This window comes from Fluoribacter gormanii, assembly GCF_900156395.1.
In the GTDB taxonomy this organism is placed as follows: Bacteria; Pseudomonadota; Gammaproteobacteria; order Legionellales; family Legionellaceae; genus Legionella; species Legionella gormanii.
Window position 1 is genome coordinate 69,148 of record NZ_FTNL01000017.1, and the last position, 19,362, is coordinate 88,509.

Consider the following 19,362-nt stretch of genomic DNA (forward strand, 5'->3'; position numbering starts at 1 on the left):
AGGAAATTAAGATGGAAAATACAACCTTGATTGGAATCGTTATGGGGTCGCAAAGTGATTGGACAATACTTTGTGAAACCGCAAAAACCTTAGATGGCTTGAAGATATCTTTTGAAGCAGAAATTGTATCGGCACATAGAACACCAGACAAACTCTATGACTATGCACGAAATGCCGCAGACCGAGGAATACAGATTATTATTGCTGGCGCTGGCGGTGCAGCCCACCTGCCTGGAATGATGGCAGCAATGACGAGGCTTCCTGTTTTGGGTGTACCAATTCCCTCTTCCTTACTTGATGGTTTAGACTCACTGCTTTCTATAGTTCAAATGCCAGCAGGCGTACCCGTTGGTACTCTAGCCGTTGGTAAAGCAGGAGCGATTAATGCAGCACTCTTGGCAGCAGCAATTCTTGCGAATAACGACACTGCGATTTGTGAGCGCTTAAATCAATATCGGGCGCAACAAAGTCAAAAAGTTCTTGAAAACAATAAGCCCCCATTGGAGTTATTATGAAACTCGGTATCTTAGGTGGCGGGCAATTAGCAAAAATGCTAGTTCTTGCTGCGCACTCGCTAGGGATTCGTACTGTCTGCTTTTCACCCGATCCCAATCCCTGTATTCGTGATATAACTCGTCTGGTTTCCGCGTCATTCTCCGACGAGAAGGCACTTAGAGAGTTTTGTAATGAAGTGGATTGCGTCACATTTGAAACGGAAAATATACCCTTAACTTGCGCTGAATTGATTGCTGAAAAGGTTCCATTTTATCCAGCTACAAAAGCGCTTAAAATGACTCAAGATCGCTTATTGGAAAAATCATTTTTAAACACATTAGGGATCAAAACTGCGCGTTTTGCTGCGATTAAAACCCAGGATGAACTTCATGATACGTTTATAAGTTGGAATAAGCCCGCCATTTTGAAAACAAGACGATTGGGTTATGATGGAAAAGGACAATATGCTCTTCATCAGTTGTCTGATTTGACAAAAGCCTGGGAAAGGCTGCAGTCTTGCGATTTGATTTTGGAACAGTTTGTTCCTTTTCAGGAGGAACTATCTCTTATTGCTGTAAGAAGTCAACGAGCTGAAATCCAATTTTATCCTCTAATTAGAAATCATCATGATCATGGCATACTTCAATGGTCGGAAGCCCCACTAGAAAACAATCTATTGCAACAAAAAGCTCAAACTATTGCCAAAAAAATTATGGATTCGTTGGAATATGTCGGCATCATGACCATAGAATTTTTTCATCAAAACGGCAATTTAATAGTCAATGAAATCGCTCCCAGAGTTCATAACTCGGGGCATCTAACTATTGAAGGGGCAATAACCAGTCAGTTTGAAAATCATTTACGTGCGATTTTTTCTCTACCCATAGGGAATACGGAACTGATCAGTAATTGCCTTTTAGTAAACTGTCTTGGCAAGATGTTCCCTATCCATTCTTGCCTTAAGATGCCAGGGGTGCATTATCATGATTACGGTAAAAATTCTTATCCTAATCGCAAGGTTGGACATATCACCTTAGTGGACAGAGATCTTGAACGATATCAAAAAAGCAAGCTTAGGCTCATAAAAATACAAAAGAAGGCTAACAATTTTTTATAGATGCAGTCAAAGAATAAGAAGAAAAAATATTTATACAATCCTTTGGTTATGATGGGCTAAATTGAATAGTTTAAGGGTTTCAACAACACCCTCCTACAAATAAGATTGACTTATAACCTTAAAAAGTAGTAACCTATTCTCAGCTAGAAAATGTCTATTTTATTCTCTCCAAATCGTCGTTTTATTCATTTAATCCCTCGTTAGGTAGTTTTTAATTCTTGACCGGTTTCCGGCTAAATTCGCCTATACAGGCATTATAATAAACACTTAGGAAAATTTATGTCTAAAACAGTAAATGGAGTCGTTAAATGGTTTAACGAATCCAAAGGATTTGGTTTTATTGAGCAAGAAGGCGGACCGGATGTATTCGCTCACTTTAAAGAAATTTTAAGTTCTGGCTTCAAAACTCTCACAGAAGGCCAGCGAGTTCAATTCATTGTGACGCAAGGAGCAAAAGGCCTTCAAGCACAAAACATAGTAGTTCTTTAATTTAAATAGCTAATATTTTTTACCACTATATCTAACTGTAGTGTAGTGGTTACTTCGAGGTCATTATAAGTAACTCTGGCCCAAGAGAATTTCATATTACCCAGGCGTTCTCGATAATTTATACTAAATTTTAATATATTAAAAAGTTTGGCTAGCACTCAGATTATCCTATGTATTTTTACCTATATATATCAACCCATTTTACTTACAAAGAGGGAGCCGGCGGCATTTATCGAACGGGAAAGCAGAAAATTATTGGAAAAGAGCTAAAATCATAATTACTGTGCAAACCGACAAACCAATTCTTATACGAATCAATAGCAATTAAGCACAATGGGGAAACAACTTCATGAAGCAATCAGAACACATCGAGCAACACCTATCATTTTCTCAGCACCCTCTTCGTCAAGAATTAATAGAGAGCCTTGTTTCTTTAAATTATGAAAGGATGACTCCAATTCAAATGCAAAGTCTGCCCATCATTCTTAAAAATGAAGATATTATAGCTCAAGCAAAAACAGGGAGCGGAAAAACTGCTGCATTTTCTTTGGCTTTATTAAATAATTTGAAAATACCTTTTTTTGCAGTACAGGGTTTGGTTCTTTGCCCTACTCGTGAACTTGCAGAACAAGTAAGCCAAGCCATCCGTCGGTTGGCCTGTTTTATGCCCAATGTCAAAATTATCAATTTATCTGGTGGTATACCGATGAAACCTCAGCTGGATTCATTACGGCATGGATCTCATATAATTGTGGGAACACCGGGAAGAGTTCTTAAGCATTTAAAAAACGCCTCTTTAGACTTATCTCAGGTAAAAACCTTAGTTTTGGATGAGGCAGATAGAATGCTGGATATGGGATTTTTTGATGACATTAAAAACATTATTTCGATTTGCCCTAAACAAAGACAAACCTTACTTTTTTCCGCAACCTACCCTGAAGAGATCAAACAGCTGTCAAAACAATTTATGAAGAACCCGACAGAAATTTATGTAGAGACGCATCCTGAGGAAATTGATATTGAACAACATTTTTATGAAGTCTCAAAACAAGCTCAGAAAATTCCCCTATTAAAATCATTATTATTGCACTACCGACCCGTTTCAGTATTAATTTTTTGTAATACCAAACAACAAACAACTGAAGTTACAGACCAGCTCATCTGTGAAGGCTTTAGTGCCATTGCTTTAAATGGAGATATGGAACAAGCCGATCGTGATCTTGCTGTCTTGCGTTTTGCCAACCAAAGTTGTTCTATTCTTGTTGCCACTGATGTTGCGGCGCGAGGACTTGATATAAAGGAACTTTCTGCAGTGATTAATTTTGATCTCGCTTTTGATCATGACGTCCATATTCATCGTATTGGCCGAACTGGACGAGCCGGAAGTAAAGGCATTGCGTTAAGTATTATAACACCAGCCGATGCCCAACGAATTTGCATCATTGAAGACAATCTCTCACAGCCCATTCACTGGGGGAACATTCATGAGTTAGAAAATAACTCTAGCACGCGCTTAATGCCAGAAATGGTTACACTCTGTCTTGCCTCCGGTAAAAAGGATAAAATTCGCCCTGGGGACATCCTTGGTGCATTAACCAAAGATGCAGGATTAGCAGGAAACACAATTGGCAAAATTAACATTACAGCTTTGTACTCCTATGTTGCAATCCACCACAGCCAAGCTGATAAGGCGTACCAATATTTACAAAGTGGGAAATTAAAAGGACGCAAGGTTAATGTGCGTAAAATAAATTGATTTATCTAAAACCGGCGAAAAACATACCGTGACAATTGAAATAAAGAAGCGGTTATTATCTGAAAGGCCTAATAATATAAATCTATGGATTTATTAAGAGCTGTTAAAGCAATAATATACAAAGATAAGGCATTATTTAATATCAGGATATCACTCAAATGAAAGTACAAGAGGGGCTTCATGAACGGCGAGCTCTTAAAATATCAATAGCTGTTACCTTTCTCTTAGCTGTGATAGGTATACTATTTGGGCTATTGTCGGGCTCATTGGCTATCGTCTTTGACGGTATGTTTAATATGGTTGATACTGTGATGTCAATTCTGGCCTTTTTTGTTGCCCGCCTTCTAACAAGAAAGGGGAATCGGAGATTTCAATATGGTTACTGGCATATTGAACCTATGGTTCTTGTTTTGAATGGAAGTATTCTAATACTTCTTTGTACTTACGCGATGATCAATGCAATAGGTAGTTTAATGTCCGGCGGGCATGAGCTGAATTTTGATTGGGCCTTTGTATTTGCTCTTTTGGTATTTTTTTTATCAACCAGCATGTATTTTTATTTGATAAAAAAAAATCGCAAAATTAAATCTGAATTCTTGCGACTAGATATCCAAAGCTGGTTAATGTCTGCGTTGATTTCCGTTTCGCTTCTATTGGCATTTGGTATCGCAACCTTGCTTGATGGTGGGGCCTATGGATATTTTACGCCCTACATTGATCCCCTTATTTTAGCGATTCTTACTGCTTGTTTGATTTTTGTGCCTATGGCCGCCATCCGTGATGCCATGCGAGACATATTTCGCATGGCTCCCTTGGAGCTTGACGAAAAAATAAGAGATTTTTTAGATGAGCTTATCAAACAGCGTAATTTTAAAACCTATACAAGCTATGTTGCAAAAATAGGACGAGCACAATTTATTGAAATACATATAGTAGTACCCAAAAGCTTCCCAATTTCAAGCATTGAAACCCTGGATGACATTCGTAATGAAATCGCGTTGGCTATTGGAGAAGACACGCCTCAACGTTGGCTAACCATCGCCTTTACTGCAAATGAAAAATGGATTTAGCAAGTGTTTTTCAAGTTGCATAGGGATGTTTGTGTCCTAGCTCAACTCCAACTTTTGATGGTTATTTTTGGTAACTGTTCAGGGAGTATCCAGTTCAATATCACCATAATATTGAAAGGGTAAGTCGTGTTTTTTGGCATAGTACATTGCCTTATCAGCATATTCAATCAACTGATCGACATTATCAGTATCCTTAGGATAAATGCTAATTCCTATGCTGATGGATACATTAATTTTATTTCCATCAATTACAAAAGGCTGCTCAACAGCATAAACAATACGATTAGCATAGTTCTCGAGCCACGAATCTTCATTGATTGTAACAATCGCTACAAACTCATCCCCACCAACTCTGGCAATCGTATCATCTTTCCTTGTAATGGTAGCAAACCGCCTTCCAACAAGTTTCAACAACTTATCACCAACACAATGTCCAAATGTGTCATTGACGTATTTAAATTTATTTAAATCCATAAATAAAAGAGCTGTTTTTTCATCAAATTTATTATCAGAAATCTTGTTCACTCGTTCTCGAAAAAGGTTACGGTTTGGTAGTTCGGTCAGTGGATCATAAAATGCTAAATGATATTTGTTCTTGATATCGCTCTTTAGGAAGGTGATGTCTGAGAAAATGGCTAAATAGAATAGTTGATCGCTGTTTGCAAAATGAATTTTTGAAATGGTCAAATATGCAGGATAAATTTGTCCAGACTTCCTTCGATTCCAAATTTCCCCTTCCCACGCTCCCTTATTCGTAATGTCGGCCCACATTTGTTCATAAAAGTCTTTGCCATGATAGCCTGAATGTAACATTCCGGGATTATTTCCTATGGCTTCACTTTTATTGTAGCCCGTAATAGTTGTAAATGCCGGATTAACATAAATAATTGTAGAATTTGCATCAGTAATCGTCATGCCATTTTTGACCAGGTCAAAAATACGCTTTTCCTCTTTAAGATCGATTAAAAAAGAATTCATTTTTCTTTCGTTTAAATTGTTTGCCATATTTATATTCCATGTTTACATCTCAAGATACTTGAAGTGCTAGAATATTGAAACAATAAGACCAAAATTCCTTACCCTTTGGGAGGAATATAGTCCATAAATTCTATTAATTCTAATATGAGAACCTCTCAACCTGAGTTTATTTTAATTTCATTTGCGCTAAGCAACCAGATTCCCTAAATCCAAATTTACGATATAAATTCAATGCAGGAATATTGGATTTATCTACAAATAAAAATGCTCCTTTATATTTACCGCTAATATCATTTAATAACTTGGATAAGAGTAATTGACTAAAACCTTGCCCTCTATATTTCTCGTCTGTATAAACATAACTCAGACAACGGTACCCTTTTATTTCTCTGATCCATGCGGCAATACTTACAACCTCATCGCTTACTTTTAAGCCCATAAACGCTCTTGAAGGAGATAAAATCAATTTTTTGGCTTCTTCTTCATCGAGAATTACATTCAATCGCTCCTTAGAAAATTTGGCAATAAGAACATCAGCGCCAAAATCGCTAAGGGATTCGCCCTTGAGAAATTCAAATTCTGATGATAGCGAAGTACTGTCTTCACTTATCCCTTTAGACATCAAAAGCATTTTTGCGCTACTGTAATTTTCACTTAATTTTTGTAAATAATCTCCAATTTTATCGGCTAATTCCTCAGCACATTCAATAATCTTAACGATGTAATTCGCTTTTAAATAAATGAAAATATCTAAAGCACTTTTTGGATCTGTAGCTGCAGGAAAAAATAAGCTATTTTTTTTAGGATGAAATACAGCTAATTGTTTATTTGAAGCTTTGAATATTTGTATGGGATCAGCAACAGTTTGATTTTCAATTAAAGCGAGTAACTTACTATTTAGTAATAATTGACGGTAGATAACGCCTAATTCAGTCTCAGCAAGTGTCTTACATTCAACTATCATAATTTTGACGGCTCCATCCTTATTAACAGACTATACTTGATAACGAATATAATTGTTTCGTTAAACTGTATATTCTAACTTAGGGAGTAAGGAAAAGGAGTATTACCTATGAACAATTTTATTAAATCATTGTTACTTTTTTCATCTCTTTGTTTCACAATCTTTGCGCCAACCACTTTGTTTGCTGATGATTGCGATGTTGATTGTGCTAAGGGTTCAAACCAAATTGACTGTCCTGGAAAGGGATGCGGTTGTTGGTGTGATAAAGATCAAAATGCTAAATGCAAATGTACTCAACCTTTGGATGAACATAATACTAATACTAATACTAATACTAATACTAATACTAATACTAATACTAAGTAGTATATCATCCTGAAATTGCTTTGATCCCTTGGTCTCCTTTTGTCCAGTTTTATGTATAGGTAAAACTGGACCACTCCTAAATTTAGTTACTTATAGGGAATGCTGTTCCAGATTCTTCGAAAGTCCTCTGCAATAGACTACAAATTTTAATCATATTGTAATGCTCTCGCAGTGCAATCGCTTACGTTTATATCTAAACTTATTTAAAACGGATTGTGTGAGTCAATATGAAGATATATCAGCTCGAGATGTCTGATGTCTTCGCTAGCCTGCATAGTGGTCCTGAGGGATTGTCACCACTTGAGGCAGATCGTCGTCTAAAAGAGTATGGTCTAAATTGCATTCCAGTCGTTCGCCAAACCCCATTGTGGTTACAATTTTTTTATGAATTAACACATTTTTTTTCGTTAATTTTGTGGGTGGCGGCTGCACTCGCTTTTTTAAGCGAATGGGCCGATCCAGGTAAAGGGATGGCTAAAGTAGGATATGCGGTAGTAATAGTGATTATTATTTCGGCGTTATTCTCTTTTTGGCAGGAGTATCGCATCGAAAAAACACTGGCCGCCTTGCAAAAATTATTGCCTACACGAGTTAAAACAATTCGAGATAACCTCATTACCATCATTCCTGCAGAGCAATTAGTTCCTGGCGACGTGATTTTACTTGAACAAGGTGACAACGTGCCTGCGGATGCAAGGGTAATTGAAGCTTATACACTGCGGGTTAATAATGCCACCATTACAGGTGAATCACATGTACAGTCACGCAATGCCAAGGTGTGCATACAAGATAGTCTCCTCAGTGCGAATAATGTTTTATTAGCCGGTACCGTTGTGGTTAGCGGAGAGGGAAAGGCCATCGTGTTTGCAACCGGTATGCAATCGGAATTCGGTAAAATTGCTCATTTAACCCAACATAGTAAGGATGAAGTTTCTCCCCTTCGCAAAGAAGTGGCTTATGTTAGCTATCTGATTGCAGCAATTGCCATTGTGCTAGGCATTTCTTTTTTTATTGTGGGGCACTTTCTAGGAATACCTTTATGGCAGGATGCTATTTTTGCGATTGGCATACTCATCGCTATGGTTCCTGAAGGATTTTTGCCGACGCTCACCTTGTCACTGGTTCTCGCGGCACAGCGTATGGTCAAACGTAATGTATTAATTCGTCATTTACCAGCTATCGAAGCCCTAGGCTCAACCACAGTGATATGCACCGATAAAACCGGTACGCTGACTCAAAATTGCATGACTGTTGAGCAGCTCGTTTTAGGCATTACATGCTTTGATCGAGCTGATATCAATAAAACCTCACCTGAAATAGTAATAAATCATTTGTTTTTCGAATGTGCAGCTTATTGCCACGACTTGCATGGGTCACAGAATGAAACCTGGTTGGGTGACCCAATGGAAGTTGCATTATTACAAATGGCCAAGTCTTGTCTTCCAACACTTGAATCAGGTGAGCGTTTGCATACTATACCGTTTGATTCGGATCGTATGCGTTTATCAATAGTGCAACAATACGATGCCGGGGTTAGACTTTTCTGTAAAGGCGCACCAGAAAGCGTTCTCCCTTTATGCACGTCCATTTTGATAAACGGTAAATTAATATCTTTGGACGAAAAAAATAAAAAAAGGCTGATACAGTTGCAGCTTGACATGGCGGAGAAAGGATTAAGGGTTCTTGCCTTTGCTTGTAAAAATATTGAGGCTGCCAATGCTCATCTTGCGAGCGAAAGTGAATTAACTTGTTGTGGTTTAGTGGGACTAGATGATCCACCACGTCCTGAAGTACCTGCAGCGATAGCACGATGTTTAGAGGCAGGTGTACATGTTATCATGATTACGGGTGATCATCCTCGTACAGCCGTAACTATCGCTCAAAAAATTAATTTGCTCCATGACAATCATCCGTTGGTGATTACAGGTGATCAACTGCATCATTTCTCTATGACACAATTACAGTTAGCACTTGATAATCCACAGATAATTTTTGCACGTGTTAAGGCCGAGCAAAAAATGCGTATTGTACAAGCCCTTAAAATGAAAGGCCATATTGTGGCAGTGACTGGAGATGGTGTAAATGATGCGCCAGCATTAAAATCTGCGCACATTGGTATTGCAATGGGAATGAGTGGCACAGATGTAGCGCGGTCAACCGCTGATATGATCTTGTTAGATGACAACTTTGCCAGTATTGTCAATGGAATCGAAGAAGGACGTGCAGTATTTGCTAATATTCGTAAATTTTTGACTTATGTACTTGCACATAATGTTCCTGAGCTGATGCCTTATCTTGGCTTTGTATTGTTTAAAATTCCACTCGCATTAACCCCGTTACAAATCCTGGCTATTGATATGGGCTCTGACTCACTTACTGCATTGGGCTTAGGTGTCGAATCGCCCAATCCGGAGTTGATGCGCAAACCTCCAAGACCAATTAACGAGCGTTTAATGAATCCATTTCTAGCCATGCGTGCCTATTGTTTTTTAGGATTAATGGAAGCCATAGTCGCTATGGGCGCTTTTTTTTATGTGCTAATGCGCGGTGGTTGGCATTATGGACAGGTATTAGCTCACAATAACCCCCTGTATTTACAGGCTACGACGGCATATTTAAGTACGATTATTGTGATGCAAATTGTTAATGTTTATTTGTGCCGCAGCACAAGACGATCTTTATTTTCCATTGGCTTAGGCGGTAATGCCTTGATCACTTGGGGGGTCTTGCTGGAAATCATCGTGTTGATCGTCATCAACTATACGCCACTAGGTAATTATTTACTGGACACAGCCCCTCTGCCATTATCAGTATGGGTATTTATTTTACCGTTCGCTTTCATCCTATTAGCGCTTGAAGAATTGCGCAAAGCATGGATGCGTAGATGAAGGAAGTACGCAGAAACTCGCTTCTGTATTAGAAGAGCTAAAAAATCAAATAATTTAGCTTCAATGCTGATTTATTTTTTCATTCAGGTAGGTCAAACTGCTTTTTAATGTGGCCAGTCTCGGATAATCTTTTTCTGGAATGTCTATTTTTAGTTTTTCATGAAGTAAAACGATAAAGCGCAAAAAATCCATCGAATCAATCTCATATTCTTCGCGTAAAATAGTATCAGGACTAATGTTTTGAAAATCAATTTCAGGGGCAATTTGATGCAGTGACTGCAAAATTACCATTCTTATTTCATCAATAGATTCAGAATGATTACTCATAATTGGTCAGGTTCCTGTAACATTTTAGCAATACGTGAAAGAAAACGACTTCCTACATGGCCATTTGTAACCCTATGATCTGCAGAAAGTGTCATAATCATAGTTTGTTCGGGCTTTATCCTACCAAAACCAATAAGTGCAACCTGTGGCGGATAAATAACGCCAAATACGGAGTCTACTCCTAGTTCTCCAAGATTGGTAATGGTGATGGTAGAATCTGAAAGCTCAGTACTTTTGAGTTTGCCTGATCTGGCTCTGCTCACCAGATCAGTAAGATTATTCATTATCTCAGCTAGACTCAGTTTGTCTGTATTTAACAGAGCAGGTGTAATGAGTCCTCCACCACGTAATGAAACAGCCATGCCTATATGTATTGAATCGCTTGCTTTGTATTCATTGTCTATATAAAACCCATTAAACTCAGGAAATTCCTTTATTGCTTGAGCTACAGATTTAATGAGCAACGCGGCATAAACAATGCGTTCAGTGACAGGATGCGTATTATTGTATTGTTCTAGCCAATTCAAAGCCTTTTTTAAATCAATTTCACTGGATAGATAATAATGGGGTATTTCCCGTTTCGATCTCGCCATAGCTGCTGCGATCACTTTTTTCATAGACTCAGTATGGTCTTCTTTAACTAAAGATGGCTTGCATTTTTTTCGGATATCCTCTTCAGTAATAACGCCATCAGGACCAGTACCTTGAATTTGAGAAATATCTATATTTAATTGCTTTGCTTCTTTTCTGGCTAAAGGGGTTATTTTAATTTTTTGGACGGATTGGGGCTCAAGAGGAGGAACCACTTTGTCTGTACTTTCTCGGATTAATGCCATCACAGTACCCACAGGAACTTTTTGACCTGGCATTGTTATCAATTGTTCGACAATGCCCTCCCCAAAAGATTCTACTTCAATGGCTGCCTTATCCGTATCGACGACAGCGATAATTTGATGAGGCTTTACTTTATCTCCTACTGCAATGTTCCACTCAAGAAGCGTTCCATAGGTCATTTCCGCCCCTAATGAGGGCATTTTAAATTCATACATGATGACCTACCACTTTTTTACAGGCCTCTTTAATGGAGATCACCTGTGGAATTGCGGCATCTTCGAGATGTTTAGGATAAGGAATAGGAACTTCTTCGGAACAGACCCTTATTGGTGGAGCATCCAAATCATAAAATGCATTTTCTATAACTCTTGTTATTATTTCCGCAGAAAGACTTCCACTTTTCCATCCTTCATCAACAACAACGACGCGGTGAGTTTTAATGATTGATGCAATAATTGTCTCTGTATCAAGTGGACGAAGTATACGCAAATCAATGACTTCAGCATTGATCCCCTCTTCAGATAATTCTTTAGCTGCTTTTAATGCTTTATGCACCATAGCACTATAAGCAATAATGGTAACATCAGTACCTGATCTTCGAATTACAGCCTTATCAATAGAAACTTCTTCAATCTCAGAGTTCACCTGTTCTTCAAGATTGTATAGAGTTGTATGTTCACAAATCAAAACAGGATTGGGATCTTGAAGTGCTGGAAGAAGCATACCAAGCGCATCCTCAACAGTCGCAGGGGTGAGAATTTTAATTCCAGGAATATGAGCATACCATCCCTCAAAACTATGGGAATGTTGCGCAGCAACCTGACGACCAGCACCTGTTGCCATTCGGATAACCAGGGGAACAAATAGTTGTCCTCCTGACATATGACAAAAAGTTACGGCATGATTAATGATTTGATCCAAAGCTAATAAACTAAAATTAATCGTCATCACTTCGACAATAGGACGCATGCCTCCAAGTGCTGCTCCAATTCCTATACCTACAAATGCATTTTCTGACAGAGGAGTATTACGAATTCTTTGGGGGCCGAATTCTTGTAAAAGCCCCTTACTCACAGCATAAGTTCCACCATAGGCACCAACATCCTCTCCCATAAGAAACACCCTTGGGTCACGTTGCAGGGCTCTTCGATGTGCTGTTCGCAATGCCTCACGATAAGTCATTAGTTGAGTCGTCATTTACATCATCCTCATGATAGATGTTTTTAGTTAAATGCTCGATAGGTTCCCATGTCCCCTTTTCAGCGGTGGCAACTGCATCTGAAATAACAGCCTGGACTTTCTTTTCAATCTGATCCAAATCATGAACAGTTGCCTTACCTTGTGTACTCAGTTTTGAAAAAAAATTATCGATAGGATCGCGTTTTTTCCATTCCTCAATTTCTGCTTTATCGCGATAAAGTTCGGGATCATACATAGAGTGCGCACGAAATCGGTAGGTTTGAAATTCGATAAAGTAGGGACCGTTTCCATTACGGATGTAATGAACTGCTTTGTCAGTTGCTTTTTTTACAGCAATAACATCCATTCCATCAACTGTTGCTGCGGCTATATTATAACTTCTCGCTTTTTTGGCAAGATCGGTCTGAGATTCGTATTCAGATAGTTTTGTACCCATTGCATAAAAATTATTTTCACATAGAAATAAAACGGGGAGTTTCCATAAAGCAGCTATATTTGCTGACTCATGAAATACGCCCTCAGCTATAGAGCCATCACCGATATAACAAGCACTTAATGCTGGTTTATTTTGCATTTTATCAGCTAAAGCAAGACCAACACTCAAGGGGATCCCACCTCCAACTATAGCATTCCCACCATAAAATTTATTTTTGATATCAAATAAATGCATTGAACCACCACGGCCATGGCTACACCCCTCTTGTTTTCCAAACATTTCAAGCATAATTGAACTTGCAGGGATACCACGTACCAATGCATGGCCATGTTCACGATAAGTAGCAATGATATTGTCATCCTTACTAAAAACATTCATTGAACCTACGGCTATGGCTTCTTCGCCAATGTATAAATGCAAGAAACCACGGATTTTACCTTCGGTATAAAGTTCCGCTGCTTTTTCTTCAAATCTACGAATCAAGATCATTTGATAAAGCAAATCCAAATCGTTCATAAGTTAGTTTCCAAAGTTGATGTATCACCTTCTGGCATTCCTAATTCACGTGCTTTTAGAAGCCTACGCATGAGCTTACCACTTCGTGTTTTGGGGATATTCAATATAAACTCAATTTCTTTAGGGGCGATAGCGGCTCCGAGGCGCTTGCGAGCAAACCCCATGATTTCAAGTTTCAGCTCTTCGCTTTCTGGAAATTTCGGCTTTAAAGAAATAAAAGCTTTTACAAGTTCCATTGCCACTGGATCAGGTTTACCAATAACTGCCGCCTCAGCAACAGCAGGATGCTCCATCAAGATGCTCTCAACCTCAAATGGGCCAATGAGATGCCCTGATGATTTGATAATGTCATCAGCTCGTCCCACAAACCAATAATAACCGTCTTCATCACGGGTAACTAAATCACCAGTAAGATAATATCCATCGACAAAACATTTTTTGTACCGCTCTTCTTCATGGATGTACCCTTGAAACATAGAAGGCCAACCCGCTTTTAATGCAAGTTCTCCTTTGACACCATGTTCTTTAATGAAATGTATGGCTCCAGTTGAATCAATCTTAACAATAGCGGCTTCGATTCCAGGCAAAGGACGCCCCATTGATCCAGGCTTAATATCCATACTGGCATAGTTAGCTATCATGATGCCGCCTGTTTCTGTTTGCCACCAATTATCATGAATAGGTAGATTAAATGCATCCATTCCCCACCAAACTGCTTCAGGATTAAGTGGTTCGCCAACGCTTGCAATAAACCGAAGTCGGGATAATTGATATTGGCGTACTTGTTCAGCTCCTGTTTTCATCATCATCCGGATTGCGGTTGGAGCGGTATACCATACACTTACTTTTTCTTTTTCAAGAATATTAAACCATCGTTCAGAATTAAAATCACACTCATCAATGATGCTGGTAATGCCATTCACCAGGGGTGAAATAATACCGTAGGAGGTGCCCGTCACCCAACCAGGATCAGCAGTGCACCAAAAGATATCATTCTCATGAAAATCCAACGCGAGTTTTCCGGTCATCAGATGAGCAAGAACCGCTTGGTGAACATGCATAGCACCTTTAGGCTTACCCGTTGTACCGCTGGTAAAATGAAGTATGGCATTATCCTTTGGCTCAGTGGGTTCAATCGTAAACTGTGATGAAGCTTCTGATAACAGTTTGTGAAAATTTAATGTATTCTTAAATTTACTGTTATCTCCAATCACAAGAACATACTTGAGATCAGGCAGTGAAGCACGGATATCACTTATTTTCTTTCGGTACAATTCCTCGGTTGTTATCAGAATTACTCCAGAGCCTATCGAGAGCCTTGAATAAATAGGTTCTGGTCCAAAAACTGAAAAAAGAGGACAAAATACACTTCTGTTTTTCCAGGTTCCAAGAGCAGTAATGTATAATTCCGGTATTCTGCCAGTGAGTGTAAAAACCCTGTCATTTTTGCTTATACCAAGAACTTGTAGAACATTTGCGAATTGATTACTTAAATCGTTTAGATTTTGAAATGTAAAATCCTTTATATTATTGTCCTTCTCAATAAATCGTAAAGCGATTTTGTTTGCTTTTCCTTGTAGGATATGTTTATCGATTGCTTCATATGCAATATTAATACCTCTCTCATATGGCAACCCATCCAGTTCTTTTGCCATATTTTCCCAACTAAATGAAGAACAAAATGAAGGATAATCTTGTAAATTCGGTAATAGTCCATCACCTTTCATTTTTTTGATTATCTTATTATGCATAAACCAATCCTTGAGAATATAAGTCCTAAGCAATTAACAAATAGCTTTACTCAAATCATCCTAATATCACCCCAAAACTTGGGACATCTTGACAATATGACATGGAAAACCTTATCAAATCCAGCGAATATGGCAAAATATACTACAATTATTGATTAATCATATCAAAGTAAGGGAGTACAAATCATGTCATCCAATCAACATGCAACATGGGTTCTTATCTTAAATTCGAATGAATGCCGAATCTATAAATTGAGTACAAATCCTTATCAACTCGCTTTACTTAAAGAAATTCTGCATCCTGCAAGCAAACTTAAGGATATCGAGTTAACTTCAGACAAACCCGGTCGCTATAAAGCTGATAACTTTGCTCACGGTGCATTCACGCAACCGTCAGATCCAAAAGAAATACAAATCGATGATTTTTCAAGACAAGTGGCCAAAGAGCTGAATAACGACAGGAATATTGAGGCATACAAAAATCTGATTGTTGTAGCCCCACCCCATATGAATGGGCTTTTATTTCAACACCTCAATAAGCACGTAAAACAATTAGTAACTCATAATATAAAAAATGACATACTTAATTTAACGGAACCTGAGTTAGCTGAATTTTTGCATCAGCACATACTGAGGTAATACATAGATTATAGTTAAACAAAGGAAGGAGCGGCAAAGAGTGAATTATAGCACGTTGAAAAACAGTAAATTCACTTTGATGAAACTGCTGAGCATGTAAAATTTTATTAATTATTTTGCTCATATTAACCACAAAACACCAACAAAAGTCGATTTGTTTTTATGCATTTTGTTGTTTTTTGATCTAAAATTATATTGATAACTCCTATGGCATTATTAATCTACCAGAGAAGCTTTCGTACTTAATTTATGGATAAGGAGATGAGTCAATGGCCAGTTTAAAGAAATATCATCAAAGTGAAAATGTTATCAGCCCTTTCTTGAGACTTCAGCAAGAAGTAAATCATGCAATGAGTGATTTTTACGATTTGTTTGAGCCCATGAGCATCGATTTGAAAAAATTCGAAAATATCAAACTTTCCCCTGCTCTGGATATAATCGAAGATAAGGATTTTTTTAAAATTGAAGCTGAAATGCCAGGCATGAGTGAAGAAGACATTACAGTAACGTTCAATGATAATAAGTTAACTATTGAAGGTGAAAAATCTACATCCACGAAAGATGAAAAGAAAAATTTTGTAAGTCGAGAAATTACTTATGGTCGCTATGAGCGTACGGTTTCGTTGCCTTTAACTGCTGATGTAGACAAAGCAACTGCGTCTTTCAAAAAAGGCATGTTATGGGTAACTATTCCCAAAAAAGCTCTAGGCAAAGGCAGCTCGAAATCAATAAAAATTGAAAAGGCTGAATAAATCACCTCAATTAAAATTTTTTCAAATGCAAACACTACCCTCTTTAGCGAGTGTTTGCATTATTACAATTAATAAGACTAGTGATAATTAATGTATTTTATGTCTTGCATGTGCATGGACGTGATTAAATGGTATCTAATAAATTACAGCAGTCAGATCTATAATTAGCTCATAGATGTCATAACTAATCATACGAGCAAGGAGCCATTATAATGTATAAAAATATTATGCTAGCACTTGATGGGAGTAAAATATCTGACTCCTTAATTGAGGAAGTAATAAAATTAACTAACGGTCAAAACGTTAATGTGCGAATAATCCATGTTATTGATGAGAGCTTCCTGATTTATGGTGGGCCTTCTTTTGACTATCTTTCATATATTGCTTCATGTAGGGAGGATGGTGAAAAGCTATTAAATAATGCTGCAAAAAAAATAGCCAGCCAATCATCGATTAAGCCTGATACATCAATCCTGGAATTAAAGCCATTGCAAGGAAGAATAGCTGAGGTAATTGTTGACGCAGCAAAAGAATGGCCTGCAGATTTATTAGTTCTAGGCACACATGGCCGGCGTGGGTTTAGTCGCCTGTTTTTGGGTAGCGTGGCCGAGAATGTTGTTCGAATTGCCACCACACCAGTACTTCTTGTGCGTAGTACTGATGCATAAGCAAGAAGATAGAGCTTTTTATCAAGAGGCGTACTGCATATAGATATTTTATTTCGACTTGTACACGTAACAGCTCTAACCCCACTTACAGAGCAGGACTTAGGCAAAGTGTCGTTGTACATGAGCTTAATTCTTCTTTTGCTTCCATGTTAAAAAGAGCTGGCATTTTTTCATGGATTTGCTCTATTAGAATGTCATCTGCTTCTTGATTATTTTCAAATGTGACTACTTCATGGGTAGGACTTTCAAAAAACTTATCCATCTCGTTGGCATACCTCGGACTGACTTTGCTTTCTTTATTTTCAAATCGTCTGGAGATGAACTGCTCCCGAACTTTTGGAGCGACATCAATCAGTACAAATTTAAGCTCGGGTATTGCATTTAATAACTTAAGTCGGTATTTGTCGAGATACATAGCTTGTGAGATAACAAAACTCTGATCAGGATTTTTTTCCTTTTGTTTCTTGATAACATCAATCAAGACCATCACATATTCATCAATCATTTCCGAGGTCATTTGTTCATCTTCGATTAAACAGTCCAGCATCCTCGGGGTGATGTGTTTATCGCCATCGATATGAATGATGTTTTGCTTTTCGAGTAGCCTTCCTATATAACTTTTTCCTGAGCCAGTTTTACCAAATAAAAAATAGATAGTCATTGATTATTACCGGGTAATAAATATTTTATTATACAAAAATACCTTAAAATAATCGGAATGTGTATTTATTTTTATTTACCGAAGCCTGACTATAAATTATTAAGCAAGGTCGCGCCTTGGCCCGACCTACGGCTGGAGAGATAGTAAAGCATCCTGTTAAAAATGTGCGGGGTTTTCTGCTCGCATCATTTCTCGCAGGGTAGGGTCAGATTTAAGTTCAGAAATCATAAACTCATTTAATGCATCAGCGTGACCTATAGGAATTTCCTTAGGCACCTCTCTAAATACTAGAGTTTTCCCCGAAGTATACCTCTGTGCGAACTCTTCGAGCACTCCTGATCTCATGATTGCCTCAGCATCGTCAATCGTCAGCAATCTTCTCTCAGAAGCGGAGAGAGTCATCAGACCTAATTCATCGGCGCGTCGATTCATTCGTTCATATGCTGGTTTAAAATCAGGGAGTACCGAATGCCTGGTAGTTGCAACCTCTATAGCCCAAGGACGTTGTACATACTCCTCATTATCGATTGTTCGGCTGTGAACCCTTTTAGCAGCCATGTATTTTCCTAGAAACTTACCAGGAGCGGTTATCTCAACAATTTTCATGACATCAGTACCGATTTCTGGTCGCCAATTATCTCGTTTACTAGTTCCCAAAATGATGGTCACCTCATTGTTTCCTTGAGCTGTAGCAACAATTGGCTTATAAGCTCCCCGCATACCCTCTTCCTCTCTTGCGATTTTCGCTTGTGCGTATTCTTCATAAAGTTCCCTATCGAGATGTAGTACTAATTGTGGACGAATAAATACTTTGGGCATACCCATCACAATAATATATCCTTTGGTGGGTATCACAGATAAACCTTCAGCATAGTCTTGAACTGTTTGGGGGCAAGGAGAGGCGGAGAGAAGAAAGCGACTATCATTCACTTCAATAAACTCGGGGATTTGTAACGTCTCTGTTCTTCTAGCATATTTCCCTGTACCCATTTCACCAGACCGCATTATCTCCACTATTTCACTTATACCTGCTGTACCCCGATAAATAATACCCTCTCCTACTGGTAAACTCCTCAATAACTCTGCATGCCCGATATCCTGCTGCACAGTAGATCTATACGGATAGTTTGTAAGTAATCCTCCAGATTGAGCAGCATGGCTTAATACTGCTCCTCTAAATGAACGCCCTCTCCCAGTTAACTCTCCCAGTGCAAAGAAACTTCTTCTCATAGTGGCCTCCTCACATAAGTATTTAAATGGTTTGTGTCTGATACCAAGACCGTCAAACACCTGAAATACATGGAGAGATGCAATCTTTTGCTTGAAAAAAGAGTACCAGTTCGAGAGTTATAATTTGCGACAGATGCTCGAAATGTAAGGTTACATGTCACTGCAAAGGATCTTGCTCTTCTCATGACCCACCAATTGATTACAAAAAAACCATTAAGCTCTTTT

Annotated in this window: 19 protein-coding genes; 10 read left to right on the top strand and 9 right to left on the bottom strand. The window is 38.3% G+C overall.

From position 1 onward, the window contains the following. Nucleotides 1–11 precede the first annotated feature (11 nt). The 5 genes from purE (at nt 12) to BW930_RS11515 (ending at nt 4,927) form a co-directional block, all read left to right on the top strand. A complete protein-coding gene (gene purE / locus BW930_RS11495; RefSeq protein WP_058466866.1) occupies nt 12–515 on the top strand; it encodes a 5-(carboxyamino)imidazole ribonucleotide mutase in 504 nt (167 codons plus the stop codon). Next, nucleotides 512–1,612, top strand: a complete 1,101-nt coding sequence (locus BW930_RS11500) for a 5-(carboxyamino)imidazole ribonucleotide synthase (RefSeq protein ID WP_058466865.1) — start codon at nt 512–514, stop codon at nt 1,610–1,612. The genes purE and BW930_RS11500 overlap by 4 nt, the downstream gene beginning before the upstream one ends. A gap of 279 nt (nt 1,613–1,891) precedes the next feature. Beyond that, on the top strand, nt 1,892–2,101 hold the full coding sequence (locus BW930_RS11505) for a cold-shock protein (RefSeq protein ID WP_058466864.1): 210 nt from the start codon (nt 1,892–1,894) through the stop codon (nt 2,099–2,101). Between the two features lie 349 nt (nt 2,102–2,450). Then, nucleotides 2,451–3,857 (top strand): ATP-dependent RNA helicase DbpA, encoded by a 1,407-nt coding sequence (gene dbpA / locus BW930_RS11510; protein WP_058466863.1) that lies wholly within the window; start codon nt 2,451–2,453, stop codon nt 3,855–3,857. Nucleotides 3,858–4,015: 158 nt separating this feature from the next. Beyond that, complete coding sequence (locus tag BW930_RS11515) at nt 4,016–4,927, top strand: cation diffusion facilitator family transporter (protein WP_058466862.1); 912 nt, start codon at nt 4,016–4,018, stop codon at nt 4,925–4,927. 78 nt (nt 4,928–5,005) lie between these two features. Here BW930_RS11515 and BW930_RS11520 read toward each other — a convergent pair whose 3' ends face one another. Together BW930_RS11520 and BW930_RS11525 are read right to left on the bottom strand one after the other, a co-directional pair. After that, nucleotides 5,006–5,932: a GGDEF domain-containing protein gene (locus tag BW930_RS11520; RefSeq protein ID WP_058466861.1), complete on the bottom strand. Its 927-nt coding sequence runs from the start codon at nt 5,930–5,932 to the stop codon at nt 5,006–5,008. 139 nt (nt 5,933–6,071) lie between these two features. Then, entirely contained in the window at nt 6,072–6,869 is a 798-nt protein-coding gene (locus BW930_RS11525; RefSeq protein WP_058466860.1) for a GNAT family N-acetyltransferase, read from the bottom strand. Nucleotides 6,870–6,977: 108 nt separating this feature from the next. On the opposite strand from BW930_RS11525, the gene BW930_RS11530 reads away from it, so the two are divergent. Beyond that, nucleotides 6,978–7,235 (top strand): hypothetical protein, encoded by a 258-nt coding sequence (locus tag BW930_RS11530; protein WP_058466859.1) that lies wholly within the window; start codon nt 6,978–6,980, stop codon nt 7,233–7,235. Nucleotides 7,236–7,462: 227 nt separating this feature from the next. Next, on the top strand, nt 7,463–10,123 hold the full coding sequence (locus BW930_RS11535; RefSeq protein WP_058466858.1) for a cation-translocating P-type ATPase: 2,661 nt from the start codon (nt 7,463–7,465) through the stop codon (nt 10,121–10,123). 60 nt (nt 10,124–10,183) lie between these two features. Here BW930_RS11535 and BW930_RS11540 read toward each other — a convergent pair whose 3' ends face one another. From BW930_RS11540 to acsA, 5 genes are read right to left on the bottom strand one after another with little or no spacing between them, the layout of a single operon-like run. After that, on the bottom strand, nt 10,184–10,450 hold the full coding sequence (locus tag BW930_RS11540) for an acyl carrier protein (RefSeq protein WP_058466857.1): 267 nt from the start codon (nt 10,448–10,450) through the stop codon (nt 10,184–10,186). Beyond that, entirely contained in the window at nt 10,447–11,499 is a 1,053-nt protein-coding gene (locus BW930_RS11545; protein ID WP_058466856.1) for a dihydrolipoamide acetyltransferase family protein, read from the bottom strand. The genes BW930_RS11540 and BW930_RS11545 overlap by 4 nt, the downstream gene beginning before the upstream one ends. After that, nucleotides 11,492–12,481 carry an alpha-ketoacid dehydrogenase subunit beta gene (locus BW930_RS11550; RefSeq protein WP_202972258.1) on the bottom strand — a complete coding sequence of 330 codons (990 nt, stop codon included), beginning with the start codon at nt 12,479–12,481 and terminating at the stop codon, nt 11,492–11,494. Before BW930_RS11550 ends, BW930_RS11545 begins: the two co-directional genes overlap by 8 nt. Then, nucleotides 12,453–13,436, bottom strand: a complete 984-nt coding sequence (pdhA, locus tag BW930_RS11555) for a pyruvate dehydrogenase (acetyl-transferring) E1 component subunit alpha (protein ID WP_058466855.1) — start codon at nt 13,434–13,436, stop codon at nt 12,453–12,455. Before pdhA ends, BW930_RS11550 begins: the two co-directional genes overlap by 29 nt. Beyond that, complete coding sequence (acsA, locus tag BW930_RS11560; protein ID WP_058466854.1) at nt 13,433–15,187, bottom strand: acetate--CoA ligase; 1,755 nt, start codon at nt 15,185–15,187, stop codon at nt 13,433–13,435. The genes pdhA and acsA overlap by 4 nt, the downstream gene beginning before the upstream one ends. 186 nt (nt 15,188–15,373) lie before the next feature. Between acsA and BW930_RS11565 the strand changes: the two genes are divergently transcribed. The 3 genes from BW930_RS11565 to BW930_RS11575 all read left to right on the top strand — a co-directional run bounded on the left by BW930_RS11565 (nt 15,374) and on the right by BW930_RS11575 (nt 17,246). Then, nucleotides 15,374–15,826, top strand: coding sequence for a host attachment protein (locus tag BW930_RS11565; protein ID WP_058466853.1), 453 nt, complete (start codon nt 15,374–15,376; stop codon nt 15,824–15,826). 269 nt (nt 15,827–16,095) lie between these two features. Beyond that, the gene (locus BW930_RS11570; protein WP_058466852.1) at nt 16,096–16,578 is read left to right on the top strand and encodes an Hsp20/alpha crystallin family protein; all 483 of its coding nucleotides are present in this window, start codon (nt 16,096–16,098) and stop codon (nt 16,576–16,578) included. 212 nt (nt 16,579–16,790) lie between these two features. Next, complete coding sequence (locus BW930_RS11575; protein ID WP_058466851.1) at nt 16,791–17,246, top strand: universal stress protein; 456 nt, start codon at nt 16,791–16,793, stop codon at nt 17,244–17,246. Nucleotides 17,247–17,331: 85 nt separating this feature from the next. Here BW930_RS11575 and BW930_RS11580 read toward each other — a convergent pair whose 3' ends face one another. After that, the gene (locus BW930_RS11580; protein ID WP_058466850.1) at nt 17,332–17,907 is read right to left on the bottom strand and encodes a zeta toxin family protein; all 576 of its coding nucleotides are present in this window, start codon (nt 17,905–17,907) and stop codon (nt 17,332–17,334) included. A 156-nt stretch (nt 17,908–18,063) separates the two neighbouring features. After that, nucleotides 18,064–19,137 (bottom strand): hypothetical protein, encoded by a 1,074-nt coding sequence (locus BW930_RS11585; RefSeq protein ID WP_058466849.1) that lies wholly within the window; start codon nt 19,135–19,137, stop codon nt 18,064–18,066. Nucleotides 19,138–19,362: the final 225 nt, after the last annotated feature.